The 17,523-nt window shown below is 26.0% G+C and carries 15 protein-coding genes and 4 pseudogenes; 16 read left to right on the top strand and 3 right to left on the bottom strand.

Translation table 4 applies throughout. From position 1 onward, the window contains the following. The first annotated feature begins 146 nt into the window (after positions 1 to 146). From I5Q57_RS09625 to I5Q57_RS03170, 5 genes and pseudogenes are all read left to right on the top strand, one after another. Positions 147 to 281: a hypothetical protein gene (locus I5Q57_RS09625; RefSeq protein ID WP_256444910.1), complete on the top strand. Its 135-nt coding sequence runs from the start codon at positions 147 to 149 to the stop codon at positions 279 to 281. Then, a pseudogene (locus I5Q57_RS10040) lies at positions 256 to 351 on the top strand (hypothetical protein); the annotation flags it as partial. The gene I5Q57_RS09625 and the pseudogene I5Q57_RS10040, both read left to right, overlap by 26 nt. A gap of 99 nt (positions 352 to 450) precedes the next feature. Beyond that, complete coding sequence (locus I5Q57_RS03180) at positions 451 to 1,107, top strand: transposase (protein WP_215826775.1); 657 nt, start codon at positions 451 to 453, stop codon at positions 1,105 to 1,107. A 140-nt stretch (positions 1,108 to 1,247) separates the two neighbouring features. Next, the gene (locus I5Q57_RS03175) at positions 1,248 to 1,772 is read left to right on the top strand and encodes a UPF0236 family transposase-like protein (protein ID WP_215826774.1); all 525 of its coding nucleotides are present in this window, start codon (positions 1,248 to 1,250) and stop codon (positions 1,770 to 1,772) included. Between the two features lie 150 nt (positions 1,773 to 1,922). After that, positions 1,923 to 2,129, top strand: coding sequence for a hypothetical protein (locus I5Q57_RS03170; RefSeq protein ID WP_215826773.1), 207 nt, complete (start codon positions 1,923 to 1,925; stop codon positions 2,127 to 2,129). 589 nt (positions 2,130 to 2,718) lie between these two features. On the opposite strand, the gene I5Q57_RS03165 is transcribed toward I5Q57_RS03170, so the two are convergent. From I5Q57_RS03165 to I5Q57_RS09620, 3 genes and pseudogenes are all read right to left on the bottom strand, one after another. Then, positions 2,719 to 3,375, bottom strand: coding sequence for a transposase (locus tag I5Q57_RS03165; RefSeq protein ID WP_215826772.1), 657 nt, complete (start codon positions 3,373 to 3,375; stop codon positions 2,719 to 2,721). 102 nt (positions 3,376 to 3,477) lie between these two features. Beyond that, positions 3,478 to 3,534 (bottom strand): annotated as a pseudogene (locus tag I5Q57_RS09865) (hypothetical protein); the annotation flags it as partial. A gap of 10 nt (positions 3,535 to 3,544) precedes the next feature. Continuing rightward, the gene (locus I5Q57_RS09620) at positions 3,545 to 3,679 is read right to left on the bottom strand and encodes a hypothetical protein (protein ID WP_256444910.1); all 135 of its coding nucleotides are present in this window, start codon (positions 3,677 to 3,679) and stop codon (positions 3,545 to 3,547) included. 485 nt (positions 3,680 to 4,164) lie between these two features. Between I5Q57_RS09620 and I5Q57_RS03155 the strand changes: the two are divergent. The 11 genes and pseudogenes from I5Q57_RS03155 to I5Q57_RS03105 all read left to right on the top strand — a co-directional run bounded on the left by I5Q57_RS03155 (position 4,165) and on the right by I5Q57_RS03105 (position 17,326). Beyond that, positions 4,165 to 5,259: pseudogene (locus tag I5Q57_RS03155) on the top strand (IS3 family transposase). 270 nt (positions 5,260 to 5,529) lie between these two features. Then, on the top strand, positions 5,530 to 7,452 hold the full coding sequence (locus tag I5Q57_RS03150) for an ATP-binding cassette domain-containing protein (protein WP_215826771.1): 1,923 nt from the start codon (positions 5,530 to 5,532) through the stop codon (positions 7,450 to 7,452). Beyond that, positions 7,452 to 8,420, top strand: coding sequence for a carbohydrate ABC transporter permease (locus tag I5Q57_RS03145; protein ID WP_215826770.1), 969 nt, complete (start codon positions 7,452 to 7,454; stop codon positions 8,418 to 8,420). The genes I5Q57_RS03150 and I5Q57_RS03145 overlap by 1 nt, the downstream gene beginning before the upstream one ends. 108 nt (positions 8,421 to 8,528) lie before the next feature. Beyond that, on the top strand, positions 8,529 to 9,443 hold the full coding sequence (locus I5Q57_RS03140; protein ID WP_215826769.1) for a carbohydrate ABC transporter permease: 915 nt from the start codon (positions 8,529 to 8,531) through the stop codon (positions 9,441 to 9,443). A gap of 26 nt (positions 9,444 to 9,469) precedes the next feature. Continuing rightward, positions 9,470 to 11,119, top strand: coding sequence for an extracellular solute-binding protein (locus I5Q57_RS03135; protein ID WP_215826768.1), 1,650 nt, complete (start codon positions 9,470 to 9,472; stop codon positions 11,117 to 11,119). 232 nt (positions 11,120 to 11,351) lie between these two features. Further along, positions 11,352 to 11,657 (top strand): hypothetical protein, encoded by a 306-nt coding sequence (locus I5Q57_RS03130; RefSeq protein ID WP_215826767.1) that lies wholly within the window; start codon positions 11,352 to 11,354, stop codon positions 11,655 to 11,657. 64 nt (positions 11,658 to 11,721) lie between these two features. Further along, positions 11,722 to 12,758, top strand: a pseudogene (locus tag I5Q57_RS03125) (IS3 family transposase). A 328-nt stretch (positions 12,759 to 13,086) separates the two neighbouring features. Then, positions 13,087 to 13,824, top strand: a complete 738-nt coding sequence (gene tpiA, locus I5Q57_RS03120) for a triose-phosphate isomerase (protein WP_215826766.1) — start codon at positions 13,087 to 13,089, stop codon at positions 13,822 to 13,824. A gap of 26 nt (positions 13,825 to 13,850) precedes the next feature. Continuing rightward, a complete protein-coding gene (locus tag I5Q57_RS03115) occupies positions 13,851 to 14,669 on the top strand; it encodes a Cof-type HAD-IIB family hydrolase (RefSeq protein ID WP_215826765.1) in 819 nt (272 codons plus the stop codon). 29 nt (positions 14,670 to 14,698) lie between these two features. Further along, entirely contained in the window at positions 14,699 to 16,234 is a 1,536-nt protein-coding gene (gene gpmI / locus I5Q57_RS03110; protein WP_246534719.1) for a 2,3-bisphosphoglycerate-independent phosphoglycerate mutase, read from the top strand. A gap of 132 nt (positions 16,235 to 16,366) precedes the next feature. Further along, entirely contained in the window at positions 16,367 to 17,326 is a 960-nt protein-coding gene (locus I5Q57_RS03105) for an IS1/IS1595 family N-terminal zinc-binding domain-containing protein (RefSeq protein ID WP_215826764.1), read from the top strand. Positions 17,327 to 17,523 lie beyond the last annotated feature (197 nt).

Genomic DNA, 17,523 nt, shown 5'->3' with positions numbered 1-17,523 from the left:
TGCCCAACCTTTTCTTAATTAATTATAAACCATCAAATAAGAATTTATATCATTTTTTAATTTTAATTTTGTCGAAAACTCTTGATATTTATTGAATATACTTAATTTTAGGTATATTTTTAATATGGTAGAGGTGGATAATAATTATGGAAAAAATAATTCAAGAACTAGTAAATACTTTAACAGATGATCAATTTTTAGAATTTTATGAAAAAGTCAAACAACAAGCAGAATTAATAAAAAAAACAAAAACGTTTAAATGAAATTGATCAAAAATTTAGAGCACAAGGTATTAAACGCCCTAAATGTGAATCCTGCCATTGCGTTAAAAATGGACATAATTCAGAAGGAAAACAAAAATATTTATGTAAAAATTGCCGTGCAAGTTTTGACGCTTTTCGTAATCATTTTATTTATTGAAGTCATTTAAATTATGAACAATGAAATTTATTGATTCAAATTTTATTGCCGGGGCAATCTAGTAAAACAATTTCTCGTTTTATTAAAACTATATTAAAAACTGCTTGATATAATCGTCAAAAATTAATGAAATCAAAACAATTAGAAAATACCCAATTAAAATTTAAAAAATTATCTGGTAAAATCCAAATCGATGAAACATTTATTAAAGAAATTCATAAAGGAAATTTCAAACATAAAACTGATCCACGAAGAATTCACCTTGACCCATTCGCAACTAATACTAAATGCTGTATTCAAATGGCGGTTGATAATAATAACAATATTTATGTTAAATCCACAAACACCAAACGTTTACAAAAACAATGAGTTATTGAAAATATGAACAAAGAATTAATTAACCAAAATTCAATTATTACTTCTGATATGCAAAAATTATATTTTTTAGTAGCAAAACAAACAAATTCTACTTTATGTGTAACTAAAACAACAATTAATCCTGAAGCTAGTTATCGTAACTTAAATAAAATCAGTAAATTACAATCTAGTCTTAAAGAAGCCTTAATTCATTATCATGGTTTAGGTTTTACTAATATTCAAAATTATTTAAATCTCTGAAAATGAAAATACCAACATAAGGGTTTAACTCCAAACCAACAAACAGTGGTATTATATTTTAATGTATAAAAAATTAAAGTAAAAATAGTAATTTTACATAAAAGCCTTTTAAAATTATCAAGTTGATGATTTTTTTTATTTTATCAAGAGTTTTCGACAAAATTAAAAAAAACTTTATTAAAATTAATATCAAGAAAGGTGGTTTTTTTATGTTAGAAATTAATAATAATGTAAAAACCATAGAAAACAAGCATTGATTAAACTTATTTACAACTCATAAAAATATGTACGCTAATAAATGTGAACAACTAGCTAATGAATATGAAAAATTAGATGAATACTTATATAAATATCATTATCGCTTAAAACAAGGTTATAAAGTAGTTCATTTTGCATGAAGAACAATTATTACAATTTTTGGTGAAGTTATTTTTAAACGACGCCGATATAAATATTGAAATCAAAAATCAGGTAAATTCGAATATGTATGTTTATTAGATAAAGAAATTGGTTTATTGCCCAAACAACGCATTTATTTTGATGTCCAATTTAAAGTTTTAAGTCTTTTGGGCGATGGTAAACGCTATCGCGATGTTTTAGACGCTCTAAATCATTGTTATATTTCAAAAGGTAGTATTTCAAATATTTTAAATAAATACGATATTGCTGAATATTTTCAACTAGCAGAAAAAGAAACTAAAACTAAAATTGATGTCAAAAATAAGGATTTATAAATTCAACTAGATGAAACATTTTTAGCGACACCGGACCATAAAGTTAAACAAGACCAAAGAATTTGCTTAGTTACTTTTCATACCGGACATAAAGAAAAAAATTATAAAAATGCTCGTAGAGAATTAGAAAACAAACGAGGTCATTTTTTAATGTTAAAAGTTGGTAAACGAATAAATACGATGGATTATCGTGATTTATTAATTAAAGAATTACAAAAACATTATGTAAATATTAATTATGACAAAATAGTTATTTGTGGCGATGGTGATGCTTGAATTAGAGAAATTGCCAATAGTTTTGGTAATGTTAGATATATTTTAGGTGTTTGCCATGCTATTAAAACAAACGGCATTTAATATTATTTTTGAAAATTGCAAAGTAGCATTAAATAGTTAAATTAAATTATATAAGGATGACAATCATCAAGAATTAATCAAAACCATTCGTAATGTTGCTAAAAATGAATTAAATAAAGATATTAAAACAAATTTAAGGAAAGCGAGTAATTATTTCAGTAATAATAAGTATGGCATTAATCATCAAAATTTAGAATGAAATATCGGTTGTAGCATTGAAAGTGATGTATCTCATTTAGTAAAACAACAATTAGGATATGGGGCAAAAATATATAATCATAAGAATTTAAATAACATATTACATTTAAGAACGGCAAATTTAAACAAATTAAATGTATTACATTACATTAATGAAAGTATTAATTCAGAAATAAAAATCAGAAAAGAAATATATAAAAATTCATTATGAAATAAATATAATAATAAAAATGATGATAGTTGAATAAACTATAAAGGTAATGCTGTAACAAATAAATATAATAGATTTAAGTTTTAATTTTTTCGAAAACTCTTGATAAAATAAAAAAAATCATCAACTTGATAATTTTAAAAGGCTTTTATGTAAAATTACTATTTGTACTTTAATTTTTTATACATTAAAATATAATACCGCTGTTTGTTGGCTTGGAGTTAAACCCTTATGTTGGTATTTTAATTTTCAGAGATTTAAATAATTTTGAATATTAGTAAAACCTAAACCATGATAATGAATTAAGGCTTCTTTAAGACTAGATTTTAATTTACTGATTTTATTTAAGTTACGATAACTAGCTTCAGGATTAATTGTTGTTTTAGTTACACATAAAGTAGAATTTGTTTGTTTTGCTACTAAAAAATATAATTTTTGCATATCAGAAGTAATAATTGAATTTTGGTTAATTAATTCTTTGTTCATATTTTCAATAACTCATTGTTTTTGTAAACGTTTGGTGTTTGTGGATTTAACATAAATATTGTTATTATTATCAACTGCCATTTGAATACAGCATTTAGTATTAGTTGCGAATGGGTCAAGGTGAATTCTTCGTGGATCAGTTTTATGTTTGAAATTTCCTTTATGAATTTCTTTAATAAATGTTTCATCGATTTGGATTTTACCAGATAATTTTTTAAATTTTAATTGGGTATTTTCTAATTGTTTTAATCTCATTAATTTTTGACGATTATATCAAGCAGTTTTTAATGTAGTTTTAATAAAATGATAAATTGTTTTACTAGATTGCCCCAGCAATGAAATTTGAATCAATAAATTTCATTGTTCATAATTTAAATGACTTCAATAAATAAAATGATTACGAAAAGCGTCAAAACTTGCACGGCAATTTTTACATAAATATTTTTGTTTTCCTTCTGAATTATGTCCATTTTTAACGCAATGGTAAGATTCACATTTAGGGCATTTAATACCTTGTGCTCTAAATTTTTGATCAATTTCATTTAAACGTTTTTGTTTTTTTTATTAATTCTGCTTGTTGTTTGACTTTTTCATAAAATTCTAAAAATTGATCATCTGTTAAAGTATTTACTAGTTCTTGAATTATTTTTTCCATAATTATTATCCACCTCTATCATATTAAAAATATACCTAAAATTAAGTATATTCAATAAATATCAAGAATTTTCTACAAAATTAAAAGATTTAAGTAAGTAAAAATATTAGTTAAAATATAATGGGCGCATAAAGTTTTGTTAGGTGGGTAAAGATTTGAATAATTTTAAAAGAAAAGTAATTACAATTTAATTATCATTTTATTTTAAAAATAAGTAATAAAACAAAATATTTAATATTAACAAACATAATTTTAATAAAAGGTTATAAAAACAACATTAAAATAATTTTTTACAACAAAAATCATACATAGGCTATATATACTTAATTTGCATATTGAAATAATTTATAATAAATGATTATTTTTTATTTTTTTAAAAATACCTAAGAAAACTAAACGCGTTATGGATAGGTTGCAATAAGTTGGACCATATTTATGTGGACTTTCAAATAAAATAAAATTATTAAGAAAGTAGGAAGATAAAAATGGGGAAAAACTCATATTCAAATGAATTTAAAAAACAAATTGTCATGCTTTATCAAAACGGAAAAAGCATTGTTGAAATTATTAAAGAATACGGAATTTAAAAATCAGCCGTATATCAGTGAATTGAAAATTTTAATAATTTTGGGTCATTTAAAGTGCAAGATAATCGCACTGTCGAAGAAAATGAATTAATTTACTTGCGAAAAGAAAACCAACAATTACGAATGGAAAATGACATTTTAAAGCAAGCAGCACTGATAATTGGCAAAAAATAGGAATTATTAACAATAATAAAGAAAAATATTCCGTGCTAAAAATGTGTCAATATATCAACATATTATTATCAAACTAATAATTGTGTTAAGTATGATGTTAATAATTATGAAGAAGAAGTTATAAGTGCATTTAATAAAAGTCGTAAAATTTAAGGTGCTCGTAAAATTAAAGCTATTTTAATGAGAAAAGATATTATCTTATCACGTCGAAAAATCAGATTTCTTATGATCAAAAATAATTGGGTCTCTAAATACACCAAATTAAAATATCGTAATAATAAAACAATGGTTAATAATGACCAAATTAGTAATGTTTTAAATCGTCAATTTAATAACAAAAAACCTAATGAAGTTGTTATTAGTGATTTAACATATGTGCAAGTTGGAGGAAAATGACATTATATTTTTTTATTAATTGACTTGTTTAATCGAGAAACAATCGGCTATAGTGCCGGACCAAACAAAACCGCCGAACTAGTTCAACAAGCTTTTCATAAAATAACACGACCATTAAATAAAATAACTTTATTTCATACTGATCGTGGTAATGAGTTCAAAAATAAAATCATTGATGAAATTTTAATAACCTTTAATATTAAAAGATCATTGAGTGCGAAGGGCGGTCCTTATGACAATGCTGTGGCCGAAACAACTTACAAAACTTTTAAAATGGAATTTATAAAGGGTAAAAAATTTGAAAATTTAACACAATTAAAATGCGAATTATTTGATTTTGTTAATTGATATAATAATCGTAGAATACATGGCAGTTTAAATTATTTAACGCCTGTTGAATTTAGAAAATTACAGTCTACATAAAAAGTGCCCAAAAAAAGGGTAGCCACACCATTAATAATTTTTCATTGTGTAAAAATTCAATAATATGATAAAATGGTAACGAATAAAAATGACAATAACAAGAAAAGCAGGGTTAGTTTAGTAATTAAATAATATAATTAGCTGATTGTTTTATTTCTTCAAAGCAATACCTAAGAAAACTAAACGCGACCAAAATTTTAAAAATCCTTTTAAAAATTGTTATTTTCTAATATAATTGCTTATGGAAATTAATATTTCAGGGAGTTTTAAATGGGTGTTATTTTAAAAAATATTAGTATTGATTATGGTGAAACATTAGCGGTCAATAATTTTAATATGCATGTGAAAACAGGACAATTAGTTACTTTGTTAGGACCGTCTGGTTGCGGAAAATCAACAACGCTTTATGCGATTGCGGGATTATTACAAGTTAGTCAGGGACAAATTATTTTTAATGGCAAAGATGTAACCAAACGGTCGCCACAAAATCGTAATATTGGTTTAATATTCCAAAATTATGCTTTATATCCGCATTTAAATGTTTTTAAAAATATTGCTTTGCCTTTATATCAAGATAAAAAATTTAAACACACTGTTAGAAACAGTAATACTAATATTCGGTTATTAATTAAAGATTTGCAAGATAGTGGTTTAAATGTTGAAAAACAAGGATTTAAAGATCAGATTGCAAAATTACTTTCGGAGTATTTAGAAACTTATGATAAGTTAGTTAATGAAATGATTGCTGATTATTTAGCAGATATTTTTAAATTTCATAAGCGTGAAGCAGCAATAATTTATAATGAAAAGCATTTAGAAACATTTCATAATCGGATTCATAGTCAGTGATATGACCAGTCAAGATTAGCGGTTCATATTAAATATTGTGATTTTTTAAATTTAATTTATCGTAATATTTCACAGTTAAAAATAACTATTAATAATAATTTAAGTAGTTTTAAAGCAACAAATAAGAATTTTAAAACTCTGGAAATTGATTTTGCAATTAATAAGTTTTTACTGCAAATGAAATTTAATTATTTAAATCCTGCTAAAAGCAAGTTAAATGCTTTAAAAATAGTAATGAAAGATCATCAAAAAGCATATAATGAATTAGTTAAAAATTTTAAACAACAACAAAAAAAAGATCATGCTTTACAATATAGTTTGAGTCATAGTAAGTATGTGATTTTTTTTAAGAAACATCGGCAATTATGAGATAAAGAAGAACAAAAGGGACTTGATAAGTATCAAAAGAAAATTGGTAATAATTTATTAGTAGCTTATGATGAGATGTTAATAAAGTTAACAGCAATTGCTAATGAATATTATCAGTTGTCACCCGCATTAATAACAATGAAAACTGCTGAGCAGTTAAATACTGAACTACAAGCATTAAAACAACAATTAACTTCATTTAGAAAAGAAGTTAATAAGAGTGTTAATCTTGTTGCTCAGCAAGTAGAAATTACTAATCAATTAAAGAAACAACCAGGTAATTTATCTGGTGGTCAACAGCAAAGAGTAGCAATTGCAAGAGCCATTGTTAAAGCTCCAGATATTTTATTGTTAGATGAACCGTTATCTAATTTAGATGCCAAGTTACGAGTAACAACAAGAGAGTGAATTCGGCGTTTTCAACAAAAATCACAAATAACAGCAATTTTTGTAACTCATGATCAAGAAGAAGCAATGTCAATATCTGATTATATTTATATTATGAAGCAAGGGGTATTACAACAAGTTGGAACACCACATGAAGTTTATAATCAACCAGTTAATAAATTTGTTGCACAATTTATTGGTAATCCAGCAATGAACTTTTTTAATGGCGTAATTGATAAGCAACATAATATTTGAATTGATGAAATTAAGATTGGTAAAGCCATAAAAGCTAAATCTGGTTATATTACTATTGGGATTCGCCCTGAAGATTTAAAATTAAATAGTGATGCCTTAAATACTAAGTTTGTTAATAAAGAACCTTTAATTGGTGAAATTTCTTTGTTTGAAGAATTAGGTCGGAGTGCCTTTGTCACTATTAAGATTAGAAATAATGAATATGTTAAAGCAGTTTATGATATGGATGAAGATAAGTTTTATGAACACGGTGAAAAGGTAAAAATTAATTTTGTTAAAAAGACGATTTTTTTATTTGATCCAGAAACTGAATTAACAGTGGAGGTTATTTAATGGCTAGTAAAAAACCGATTGAAAAATCCTTACAAACAAAATATTCCCAAAATTTTTTTAATTATTTAAAGCGATATTACAAAAAACCTAATAGTGGTCAAAAACGCGATAGTACTCTTATTTCATTAATTTGATTAACACCAGCATTAGCATTATTAGGAATATTTATGTTTTATGCAATTTTTATTGTTGCTAGAGCAGCTGTTAATGGTGGTCCGGAAATTGCTTTTAAATTTTCATGAAAGCATTTTGAATTAGTATGAAAAAATCGTGAATTTCAAATTGCTTTAAAAAATTCTTTAATTTATTCAACAGCAGTTGTGCCTTTATCATTAATTATTTCATTAATAGTTGCTAAGTCATTAACTAGCATTATGTCAAAACGAATTTTTAATTTTTTGCAAGGTATTTTCTTTTTGCCATATGTTACTAGTGTGATGGCTGTTGCTATGACTTTTGCTTTTATTTTTAGTCCTGAAGGAGTGATGAATACTTTATTTGCGCTTTTTGGTTTGGAAAAACGACCTTGATTAAATGATGCTAATTATGCGATTTGAGTTTTAATTATTTATGGAATATGAAAATCATTACCTTTTAATATCATTATGTTAACAACGGCGTTATTAAAAATAAATAATCAATATTATCAAGCCGCCGCTATTGACGGGATGCGTAAAAGTAAGCAGTTATTTAAAGTGACAGTACCTTTAGTTATTCCGATGTTAATTTACTTATTTACTATTGGGTTAATTGATTCGTTTAAAATATTTCCTTTAGGATTATATGCTAATTATATTCAAGCATCTACTTATCAGATTCAAACAGTTGTTTTTTGAATTTTTCAACGCCGAATGAATGCTAGTTACAATGAAGCTGCCGCAGCTTCAATAATCTTAATGATAAATATTTTATTAATTACAATTATAACGCGAATTATTAGTAAACAATTATCAAGAAAATATAGTTAGGAGATTTTATTGATGAATAATTTGGGCAAGAAAATTAATAAATTGTTAAAGATGCGTTGCAATAAAATTGGTTTATGATTTAAAACTTGAGTCAGTCGTCAAACTATTGTGCGTAAAATCAATTTTACACAACAAATGGTGGGAAATAAAGGTTGAGAAAAATGAATTAGCATTGCAATTCGCTTCTTATTTTTATTAGTTATGGCTATTATTGTTGTTTTTCCATTTTACTGAATGATTATTACTTCATTTAAAACTGATGCTGATTTAGATCCAATAAAACCACAAGGATTATGACCTGAAATTTGAACTTTTAAGTGGTATATATATCTTTTAGAAAATTCACAAATTAATGTTGGCAAGTATTTATTTAATTCGTTTTTAGTAGCATTTCTTTCCACAATATTGAAATTATTTATTTGTGCTTTAGCGGGATTTGCTTTAGCACATTATCGGACAAAGTTTCGCGAAGCAATATTTATTTTGTTATTATCAACATTAATGATTCCTGGGGAAGCGATTATGATTGGGCAGTATTTGCTAATGTTACGGATTGTATGAGATAATACCTTAGAAGCATTAGTAATTCTATTTATCGCTTCGGCTTTTACAATTTTTATGTTACGCCAAGCATTTGAAGGGATTCCGAAATCAATTGTTAGTGCTAGTAAGGTTGATGGGTTATCAACTTTTAAATTTTTTTGAAAAGTAGCGTTGCCATTAGTTCAACCAGTATTATGAACAGCGGGATTAATATCTTTTATTGCTAGTTGGAATGCAGTATTATGACCCGTAACAGTTTTAGATGCTGATTCAAAATGAGTAACTTTACCAATGTTATTATGAGAATTAATTCAAGTAACAGAACCAGGACCTTATAATCCAAGTACGCTAAGAGATCCACAACATTTAAAAATGGCATCTGCTGTTATTTCTATTTTGCCAATGATTGTTTTATATTTACTTACTAAGAAACGCATTGTTAATAGTATTACAAAAGATAGTAGTGGAACTAAGGGCTAGGAATTAATAGGAAGGAATAACAATTAATGAAAAAAATTAAGGTAATGCTAACAGCAACAATTTGATTAGGTGTGATTTTAACAACTTTTGCTTGTAGTCATCCGGAACGAAATGTCATTATGACAACTTATTTTAAAAAAGGTCAATTTCAATGAAATGCTTTAGAAAAGGTTATTAATAATTTTAATGCTGTCAATGCTAATAACTCGGAATTTGATCATCGCAAAATAATTTTAAAATTTGTGCAAAATAATGGTGTTGAGAAGGAAGTTAATGCTGGTTATTATGGTGTGAGAAAGTTACCTAATTTGTTTACTAGTTATGCTGATGAGGTTGTTAAATACTCTAAAACTTTACAAGAACAGTTAGTTGATGTTAAGATTCCCGATCTTAGTCCTTATATTGATAAACCAAGCATTATTGATTCTTATTGACAAGAAACAATGTATAAGGGTAAACAATATACAGTTCCGATTGGAAAGTCATTATATTTAATGTTTATTAATAAGAAATTATTGTTAGAAGTATTTGCTAAAATTGAGGGTTTAACTCCGCAAGCAAATTTGTTATTGCCACTGGGCGATAATTTAAGTAATTATCAAGGAATGAATGGACAATGAAAAGTTAATAAAAGTATTGATTGAAGTAAATTTCAAGACCAACTTAATGTTTTAAAAGAGTGAAATTCTCTGGAAACAATGAAAGCGGGAATTATTACTTGAAGTAGTTATCTTAGTTTAATGCAAGTAACTAGTTATTTATTAAAAAATTTAGCTAATTTAAAGAATCTTAATGAAGTGTATGCAGTAGCGATGGATGATTTGCCTAATGGATTATATGCGCAATATGCTAATAATGAGGCATTAAATTCTGAAACAAAATCTAATGAATTTATTTATCGTGAAAATAGTAGTGGTGAATTTGTTTTAAACTTAAAAGGAAATTCTTTTGAAATATTGCAGAAACATTTAAGCGATCTTCAAAAGTTAAAAGATTTAGCTAATCGCACGTCTAATGATATTAAGCGCAATACAGGATTGCATGTTAAAGTACCAACAGCAACATCGCCACAAGGGACATTTGCTAGTACCTTGTTTAATCAATCTAAAGCTTTAGTAGGTATTGGTTCAACATCAGGAGTTCAGTTTTTGTTACAGAAAAAGCGCCTTAAACCTGAGGATATCTGAGCTTTACCATCACCATTTTCTACAGGTGGTAAGTATGCTATTCAACAAGGTCCAGGAATTGCGATGTTTAAAATGAATGATCCGATTAAAGATAAAATTTCCGAAGCATTTATTAAATATGTAACATCACAAGAAGCTAATGAAGTTTATGCTTTTGATTCGGGATATTTGCCGATTAATAAAGCCTCCTATGAAACCGGTTATTCTTATGGTCAAAAATTATATGATGTTCCATCAGAATCTTATTTACAGGTTATTGCACAAGTATGAGAATTGATGAATGCCAAGAAAATAACAACCGCCTCGCCACCATTAACACAATGAGGTGCAATATTTCGTCAAACGGTATTAAAGTCATTAAATATTTTTTATCAAGATTTATTAAATGCATCATATCCTGAAAGACCATTAACTGAGAAAGAATTTTTAAATATTCTTAAAAGGCAAACCAAAGATGATGGGATTCACGATTTTGTTATTGAACAATAAGGTTTTAGATATTTTACTATATTTCAATTTAAAAAAATGTAACTAAATATATTTAGTTACATTTTTTTAAATTGAAATATAGTAAAATATCATTCTAGTAAATTTCTTCACGCTATAATAAAATTAAGGTTATTAATTAAGGGGATTATAGGCTTAAACTATTTATTATTTTATATTAATCTAGTATTTTATTAAGTTAGTAATTAATAAAATTATATAAGGATGGTAAAAAATGAACAATTCAAAACAAGGATTAGTAGCTTTATTAGCAGCAATATCAATTTCAATAACACTGGCGTTAAATATTAGTAATATTACTAATAAGTTAGTAAATAAAAATTATGCAAATGATAGTGAACGCGATAAAAGGCAAATTCAATTGTATTCAGGAATGATTGAAAAGAATATTCAAACCCAATTAAAGATTATGAAAAATGAAAAAAATATTGTTGCTGAACGAATTGTTAAATATAATCTTGTTGCTAAAACAATTAAAATTCTTGAAGATAAAATTAAAAAACTGGATAGGTTACAATAAGTTGGACCATATTTATGTGGACTTTCAAATAAAATAAAATTATTAAGAAAGTAGGAAGATAAAAATGGGGAAAAACTCATATTCAAATGAATTTAAAAAACAAATTGTCATGCTTTATCAAAACGGAAAAAGCATTGTTGAAATTATTAAAGAATAGGGAATTTCAAAATCAGCCGTATATCAGTGAATTTAAAATTTTAATAATTTTGTGTCATTTAAAGTGCAAGATAATCGCAATTTCGAAGAAAATGAATTAATTTACTTGAGAAAAGAAAACCAACAATTACGAATGGAAAATGAAATTTTAAAGCAAGCAGCACTGATAATTGGCAAAAAATAGGAATTATTAACAATAATAAAGAAAAATATCCCGTGCTAAAAATGTGTCAAATATTAAAAATAGCAAAATCAACATATTATTATCAAAATAATAATTGTGTTAAGTATGATGTTAATAATTATGAAGAAGAGGTTATCAGTGCATTTAATAAAAGTCGTAAAATTTATGGTGCTCATAAAATTAAAGCTGTTTTAATGAGAAAAGATATTATCTTATCACGTCGAAAAATCAGATTCCTTATGATCAAAAATAATTTGGTTTCTAAATACACCAAATTAAAATATCATAATCATAAAACAATGGTTAATAATGACCAAATTAGTAATGTTTTAAATCGTCAATTTAATAACAAAAAACCTAATGAAGTTGTTGTTAGTGATTTAACATATGTGCAAGTTGGAGGAAAATGACATTATATTTGTTTATTAATTGACTTGTTTAATCGAGAAATTGGATAGGTTACAATAAGTTGGACCATATTTATGCGGACTTTCAAATAAAATAAAATTATTGATGAAATTTTAAGCACTTTTAAAATTAAAAGATCATTAAGCAATAAGGGTTGCCCTTATGACAATGCTGTGGCTGAAACAACTTACAAAACTTTTAAAACGGAATTTATCAAGGGTAAAAAATTTGAAAATTTAACACAATTAAAATGCGAATTATTTGATTTTGTTAATTGATACAATAATCGTAGAATACATGGCAATTTAAATTATTTAACGCCTGTTGAATTTAGAAAATGACATTCTACATAAAAAGTGTCCAAAAAAGGGTTGCCATACCAAAACAATTAATAAGAAAAGAAAGAAATTGAATTAAAGGCACAGCGAATTAAAGTTTCTGCTAATAAAAACAAAGATAAAAAAGAGAAAAAACTTATTAAGAAAAATAATCAATATTTGAAAAAAGCAAAAAAGGCTAAACTAAAATCTCAAAAAAGAATTAAAAGAAAGAAAAAATAAAAAACTTTATCTTTTATTGATAAAGTTTTTTATTGAAAATTGTGATTTTCTAGTGGCAGCATATCCAAAAATAGATATGTTATAATCAAAGAGGAAAACAATTAAGAAAGGAATTATTTAAATGCGTAAACCAATTATTATCGGTAATTGAAAAATGTATAAAAATATTAATGAAACAAAAGATTTTATTTTGCAAGTTGAACAGAAAATGATAAATCAGAATATTGATGTTGGAATTGCTGTTAGTTTTCCTTTATTGGAAACATCTATTCGTGAGGCTAGTAAATTAATTATTAGTGCTCAAAATTGTCATTTTGAAAATGATGGTGCATTTACGGGAGAGGTTTCCCCATTATTGTTAAAAACCATGAATGTTTCCTATGTTGTATTAGGGCATTCTGAAAGAAGAATTCTTTTTAATGAAAGTAATAAGATTATTAACAAAAAGGTTTTAAAGGCTTTAGAAAATAATTTAAAAATTATTCTTTGTTGTGGTGAAACGGAAGAAGAATATATTAATAAACAAACAGAAGTGGTTGTTGCTCGGCAATTAAAGATAGCACTAGAAAATGTTAGTGAGAAACAATTAGAACAAATTGTTATTGCTTATGAACCGGTTTGAGCTATTGGAACTGGAAAAACAGCAACAGTAGAAGTGACACAACAAGTTTGTCAGTTTATTCGTAAAAATATAATGGAAATATATAATGTTGCTATAAGTAATAAGATTAGAATTCAATATGGTGGTTCTGTTAAACCAGATAATATTAAAGCACTTTTAGAACAATCAGATATTGATGGAGCATTGGTTGGTGGTGCATCATTGCAAGCGGATTCATTCTTGCAATTAATTTCTTAATTAATTTCTAATGAGTGATAAATAGTATGAATATTAAAGTAATTGCAATTGATATTGATGGCACTTTATTAACTGATAAAGGAAAAATATTAGATGATACCAGGGAGACTATTATTCAAGCGCAAGAGAAAGGCATTAAAGTTGTTTTAGCAACGGGAAGGGCGCCTAGTGCAGCACTTTTATATGCTCAGCAATTAAAGTTAGATGAGTATGCGCAACATATTATTTGTTTTAATGGTTGTATTATTTATGATTTAAAAACTAAAAAGAATATTTGAAATGCTCATTTAAATGAAGAAGATACAAAATATATTTATGAAATTATTAAAAAATATGATTTGAATTTTTGAGGTTATGGTTTAAAAAATTCTGCTTATACAAGAAAAAAATCTGTTGCGATTATGCGAGAAGCAAAAATAAACCCTAAATATAAGTTAAAGATTTTAAATGATTGCCAAGCATTGCCAGCTTGTTATACATTAACTATTAGTTTAGATGATTTAGAGGATAAGATTTGTGAAAATTTTAAAATTGAAATTGAAGCTAATAAACGAATTAGAATAACATCGTCATCGTTAGAAAAATATCAATATTTAGAGATTATGCCAGCAAATTTTGATAAATCTAAAGCTTTAAAGTTTCTTGCGAATAAATGACATCTTAAACTAAAAAATTGTATGGCAATTGGTGATTTTTTAAATGATTATGAAATGTTACAAAAAGCTGGTTTAGGAATAATGATGAAAAATGGTTATTCAGATTTAATAAAAGTAGCAACAGATATGTGTGATAGTAATAATAAAAATGGTGTTGGTAAAGCGATACTTAAATATATTTTAAAATAATATTGATGAAAATAAGAGAAGGAAAGAGAATGATGAGAATTAAAAATCCAATATTATTAGCAATTTTAGATGGTTTTGGTATTGCTGCCGAACAAGCTTCTAATGCCGTTACGAAAGCTAAGATGGAACATTTTAAATATTTACAAAGTACTTATCCGTCATTAGCAATTCATGCTTCAGGAAAATGAGTTGGCTTACCAGATGGACAAATGGGAAACTCGGAAGTGGGTCACTTGCATATTGGTGCGGGAAGAATTTTATATCAATCATTATTGCTAATTAATAATGCTATTGGTGATAAATCTTTTTATGAAAATCCAGCCCTGTTAGCTGCTATTTATCAAGCTAAAAGTAATAATGCGCGATTGCATATTATTGGTTTATTATCTGATGGTGGCGTTCATTCGCATATTAATCATTTATTAGCAATTTTGACAATGGCAAAGGAGCAACAGTTTAAAGATGTTTATGTGCATGCGATTTTAGATGGTCGTGATACTAAACAGGATGTTGCTAAAAAGTATTTAACAAAGTTAATGTCTGTGATGAATGAATTACAAGTTGGATATTTATCCAGTATTTCGGGAAGATATTACGCAATGGATCGTGACCAACGATGAGAGCGAATGAAGTTAGCGTATGATGTCATTGTGCAACGAAATTTCGCTAGTTTTAGTAATCCTTTAACATATATTGATGATGAATATGCTTGTTCTCGTAATGATGAATTTATTATTCCGGCATATAATGAACAAGTTGCTGATGGTCATATTAAGGATAATGATAGTGTAATTTTTACTAATTTCCGTCCTGACCGTGCTATTCAATTAGCTGCGGCAATAACTAATCGTGAATATGTGTGAAATTCAGAAGTAGTTCGTAATAATTTATTTTTTGTAACAATGACAGAATATAGTGTTGATGTTAAAGCTAATCAAATTGCTTTTCAAAGTCAAAATGTAAATAATGGTCTTGGTGAATGAATTAGTAAGCAAGGATTAGAACAATTACGAATTGCTGAAACCGAAAAATATGCTCATGTTACTTATTTCTTTGATGGCGGCAGAGATATTATGTTTTCTGGCGAAGATCGCATATTAGTTTCTTCACCACGAGTTGCCACTTATAATTTAAAACCAGAAATGGCTGCCAACGAAGTTACTAAGGAATTAATTAGTAAAATTAAAATGCAAAAATATGATTTGATTGTTCTTAATTTTGCTAATCCTGATATGGTAGGGCATACTGGTAATTTATTAGCTACTATTAAAGCATTACAAGTAGTTGATAAATGTTTAAAAGAAATATATGAACCATTAAAATCGTTAGAGGGCATTATGGTATTAACAGCTGATCACGGTAATGCTGAAATTATGATTGATGAGACGGGCGATATTAATAAGAAACACACTTCACAGTTAGTACCATTAGTTATTACTAAATCAGATTTAAAATTGGTAACAAATACCGATATTAGTTTAGCAAATATTGCTCCAACAATTTGTGATTTATTAGGAATTAGCATTCCTGATGAAATGACAAGTAAATCAATTATTAAAAAATAACTTTATTTTAAAGGGAGGTAAATATATGTCAGAAGATAAAAAAGTTTTTTAATTTTGTAGAAAACTCTTGATATTTATTGAATATACTTAATTTTAGGTATATTTTTAATATTATAGAGGTGGATAATAATTATGGAAAAAATAATTCAAGAACTATTAAATACTTTAACAGATGACCAACTTTTAGAATTTTATGAAAAAGTCAAACAACAAGCAGAATTAATAAAAAAACAAAAACGTTTAAATGAAATTGATCAAAAATTTAGAGCACAAGGTATTAAATGCCCTAAATGTGAATCTTACCATTGCGTTAAAAATGGACATAATTCAGAAGGAAAACAAAAATATTTATGTAAAAATTGCCGTGCAAGTTTTGATGCTTTTTGTAATCATTTTATTTATTGAAGTCATTTAAATTATGAACAATCAAATTTATTGATTCAAATTTCATTGCTGGGGCAATCTAGTAAAACAATTTCTCGTTTTATTAAAACTACATTAAAAACTGCTTGATATAATCGTCAAAAATTAATGAAATCAAAACAATTAGAAAATACCCAATTAAAATTTAAAAAATTATCTGGTAAAATCCAAATCGATGAAACATTTATTAAAGAAATTCATAAAGGAAATTTCAAACATAAAAATGATTCACGAAGAATTCACCTTGATCCATTCGCAACTAATACTAAATGCTGTATTCAAATGGCAGTTGATAATAATAACAATATTTATGTTAAATCCACAAACACCAAACGTTTACAAAAACAATGATTTATTGAAAATATGAACAAAGAATTAATTAACCAAAATTCAATTATTACTTCTGATATGCAAAAATTATATTTTTTAGTAGCAAAACAAACAAATTCTACTTTATGTGTAACTAAAACAACAATTAATCCTGAAGCTATTTATCGTAACTTAAATAAAATCAGTAAATTACAATCTAGTCTTGAAGAAGCCTTAATTCATTATCAAGGCTTAGGTTTTACTAATATTCAAAATTATTTAAATCTCTGAAAATGAAAATACCAACATAATGGTTTAACTCCAAACCAACAAACAGCGGTATTATATTTTAATGTATAAAAAATTAAAGTAAAAATAGTAATTTTACATAAAAACCTTTTAAAATTATCAAGTTGATGATTTTTTTTATTTTATCAAGAGTTTTCGACAAAATTAAAAAAAAGTTTACATTTTAAAGAATTTTTTTAGTATTTCAACTTGACAATCGTTAGTTATTATTTTAATTTTCCTTGTTTTAGTTGTAAGTTTAGGAATTT

The sequence above is a fragment of the Spiroplasma endosymbiont of 'Nebria riversi' genome (assembly GCF_018831625.1).
In the GTDB taxonomy this organism is placed as follows: Bacteria; Bacillota_I; Bacilli_A; order Mycoplasmatales; family Nriv7; genus Nriv7.
The sequence above is the reverse complement of the archived record's forward strand: the minus strand, read 5'-3'. Positions and strand labels throughout refer to the sequence as shown.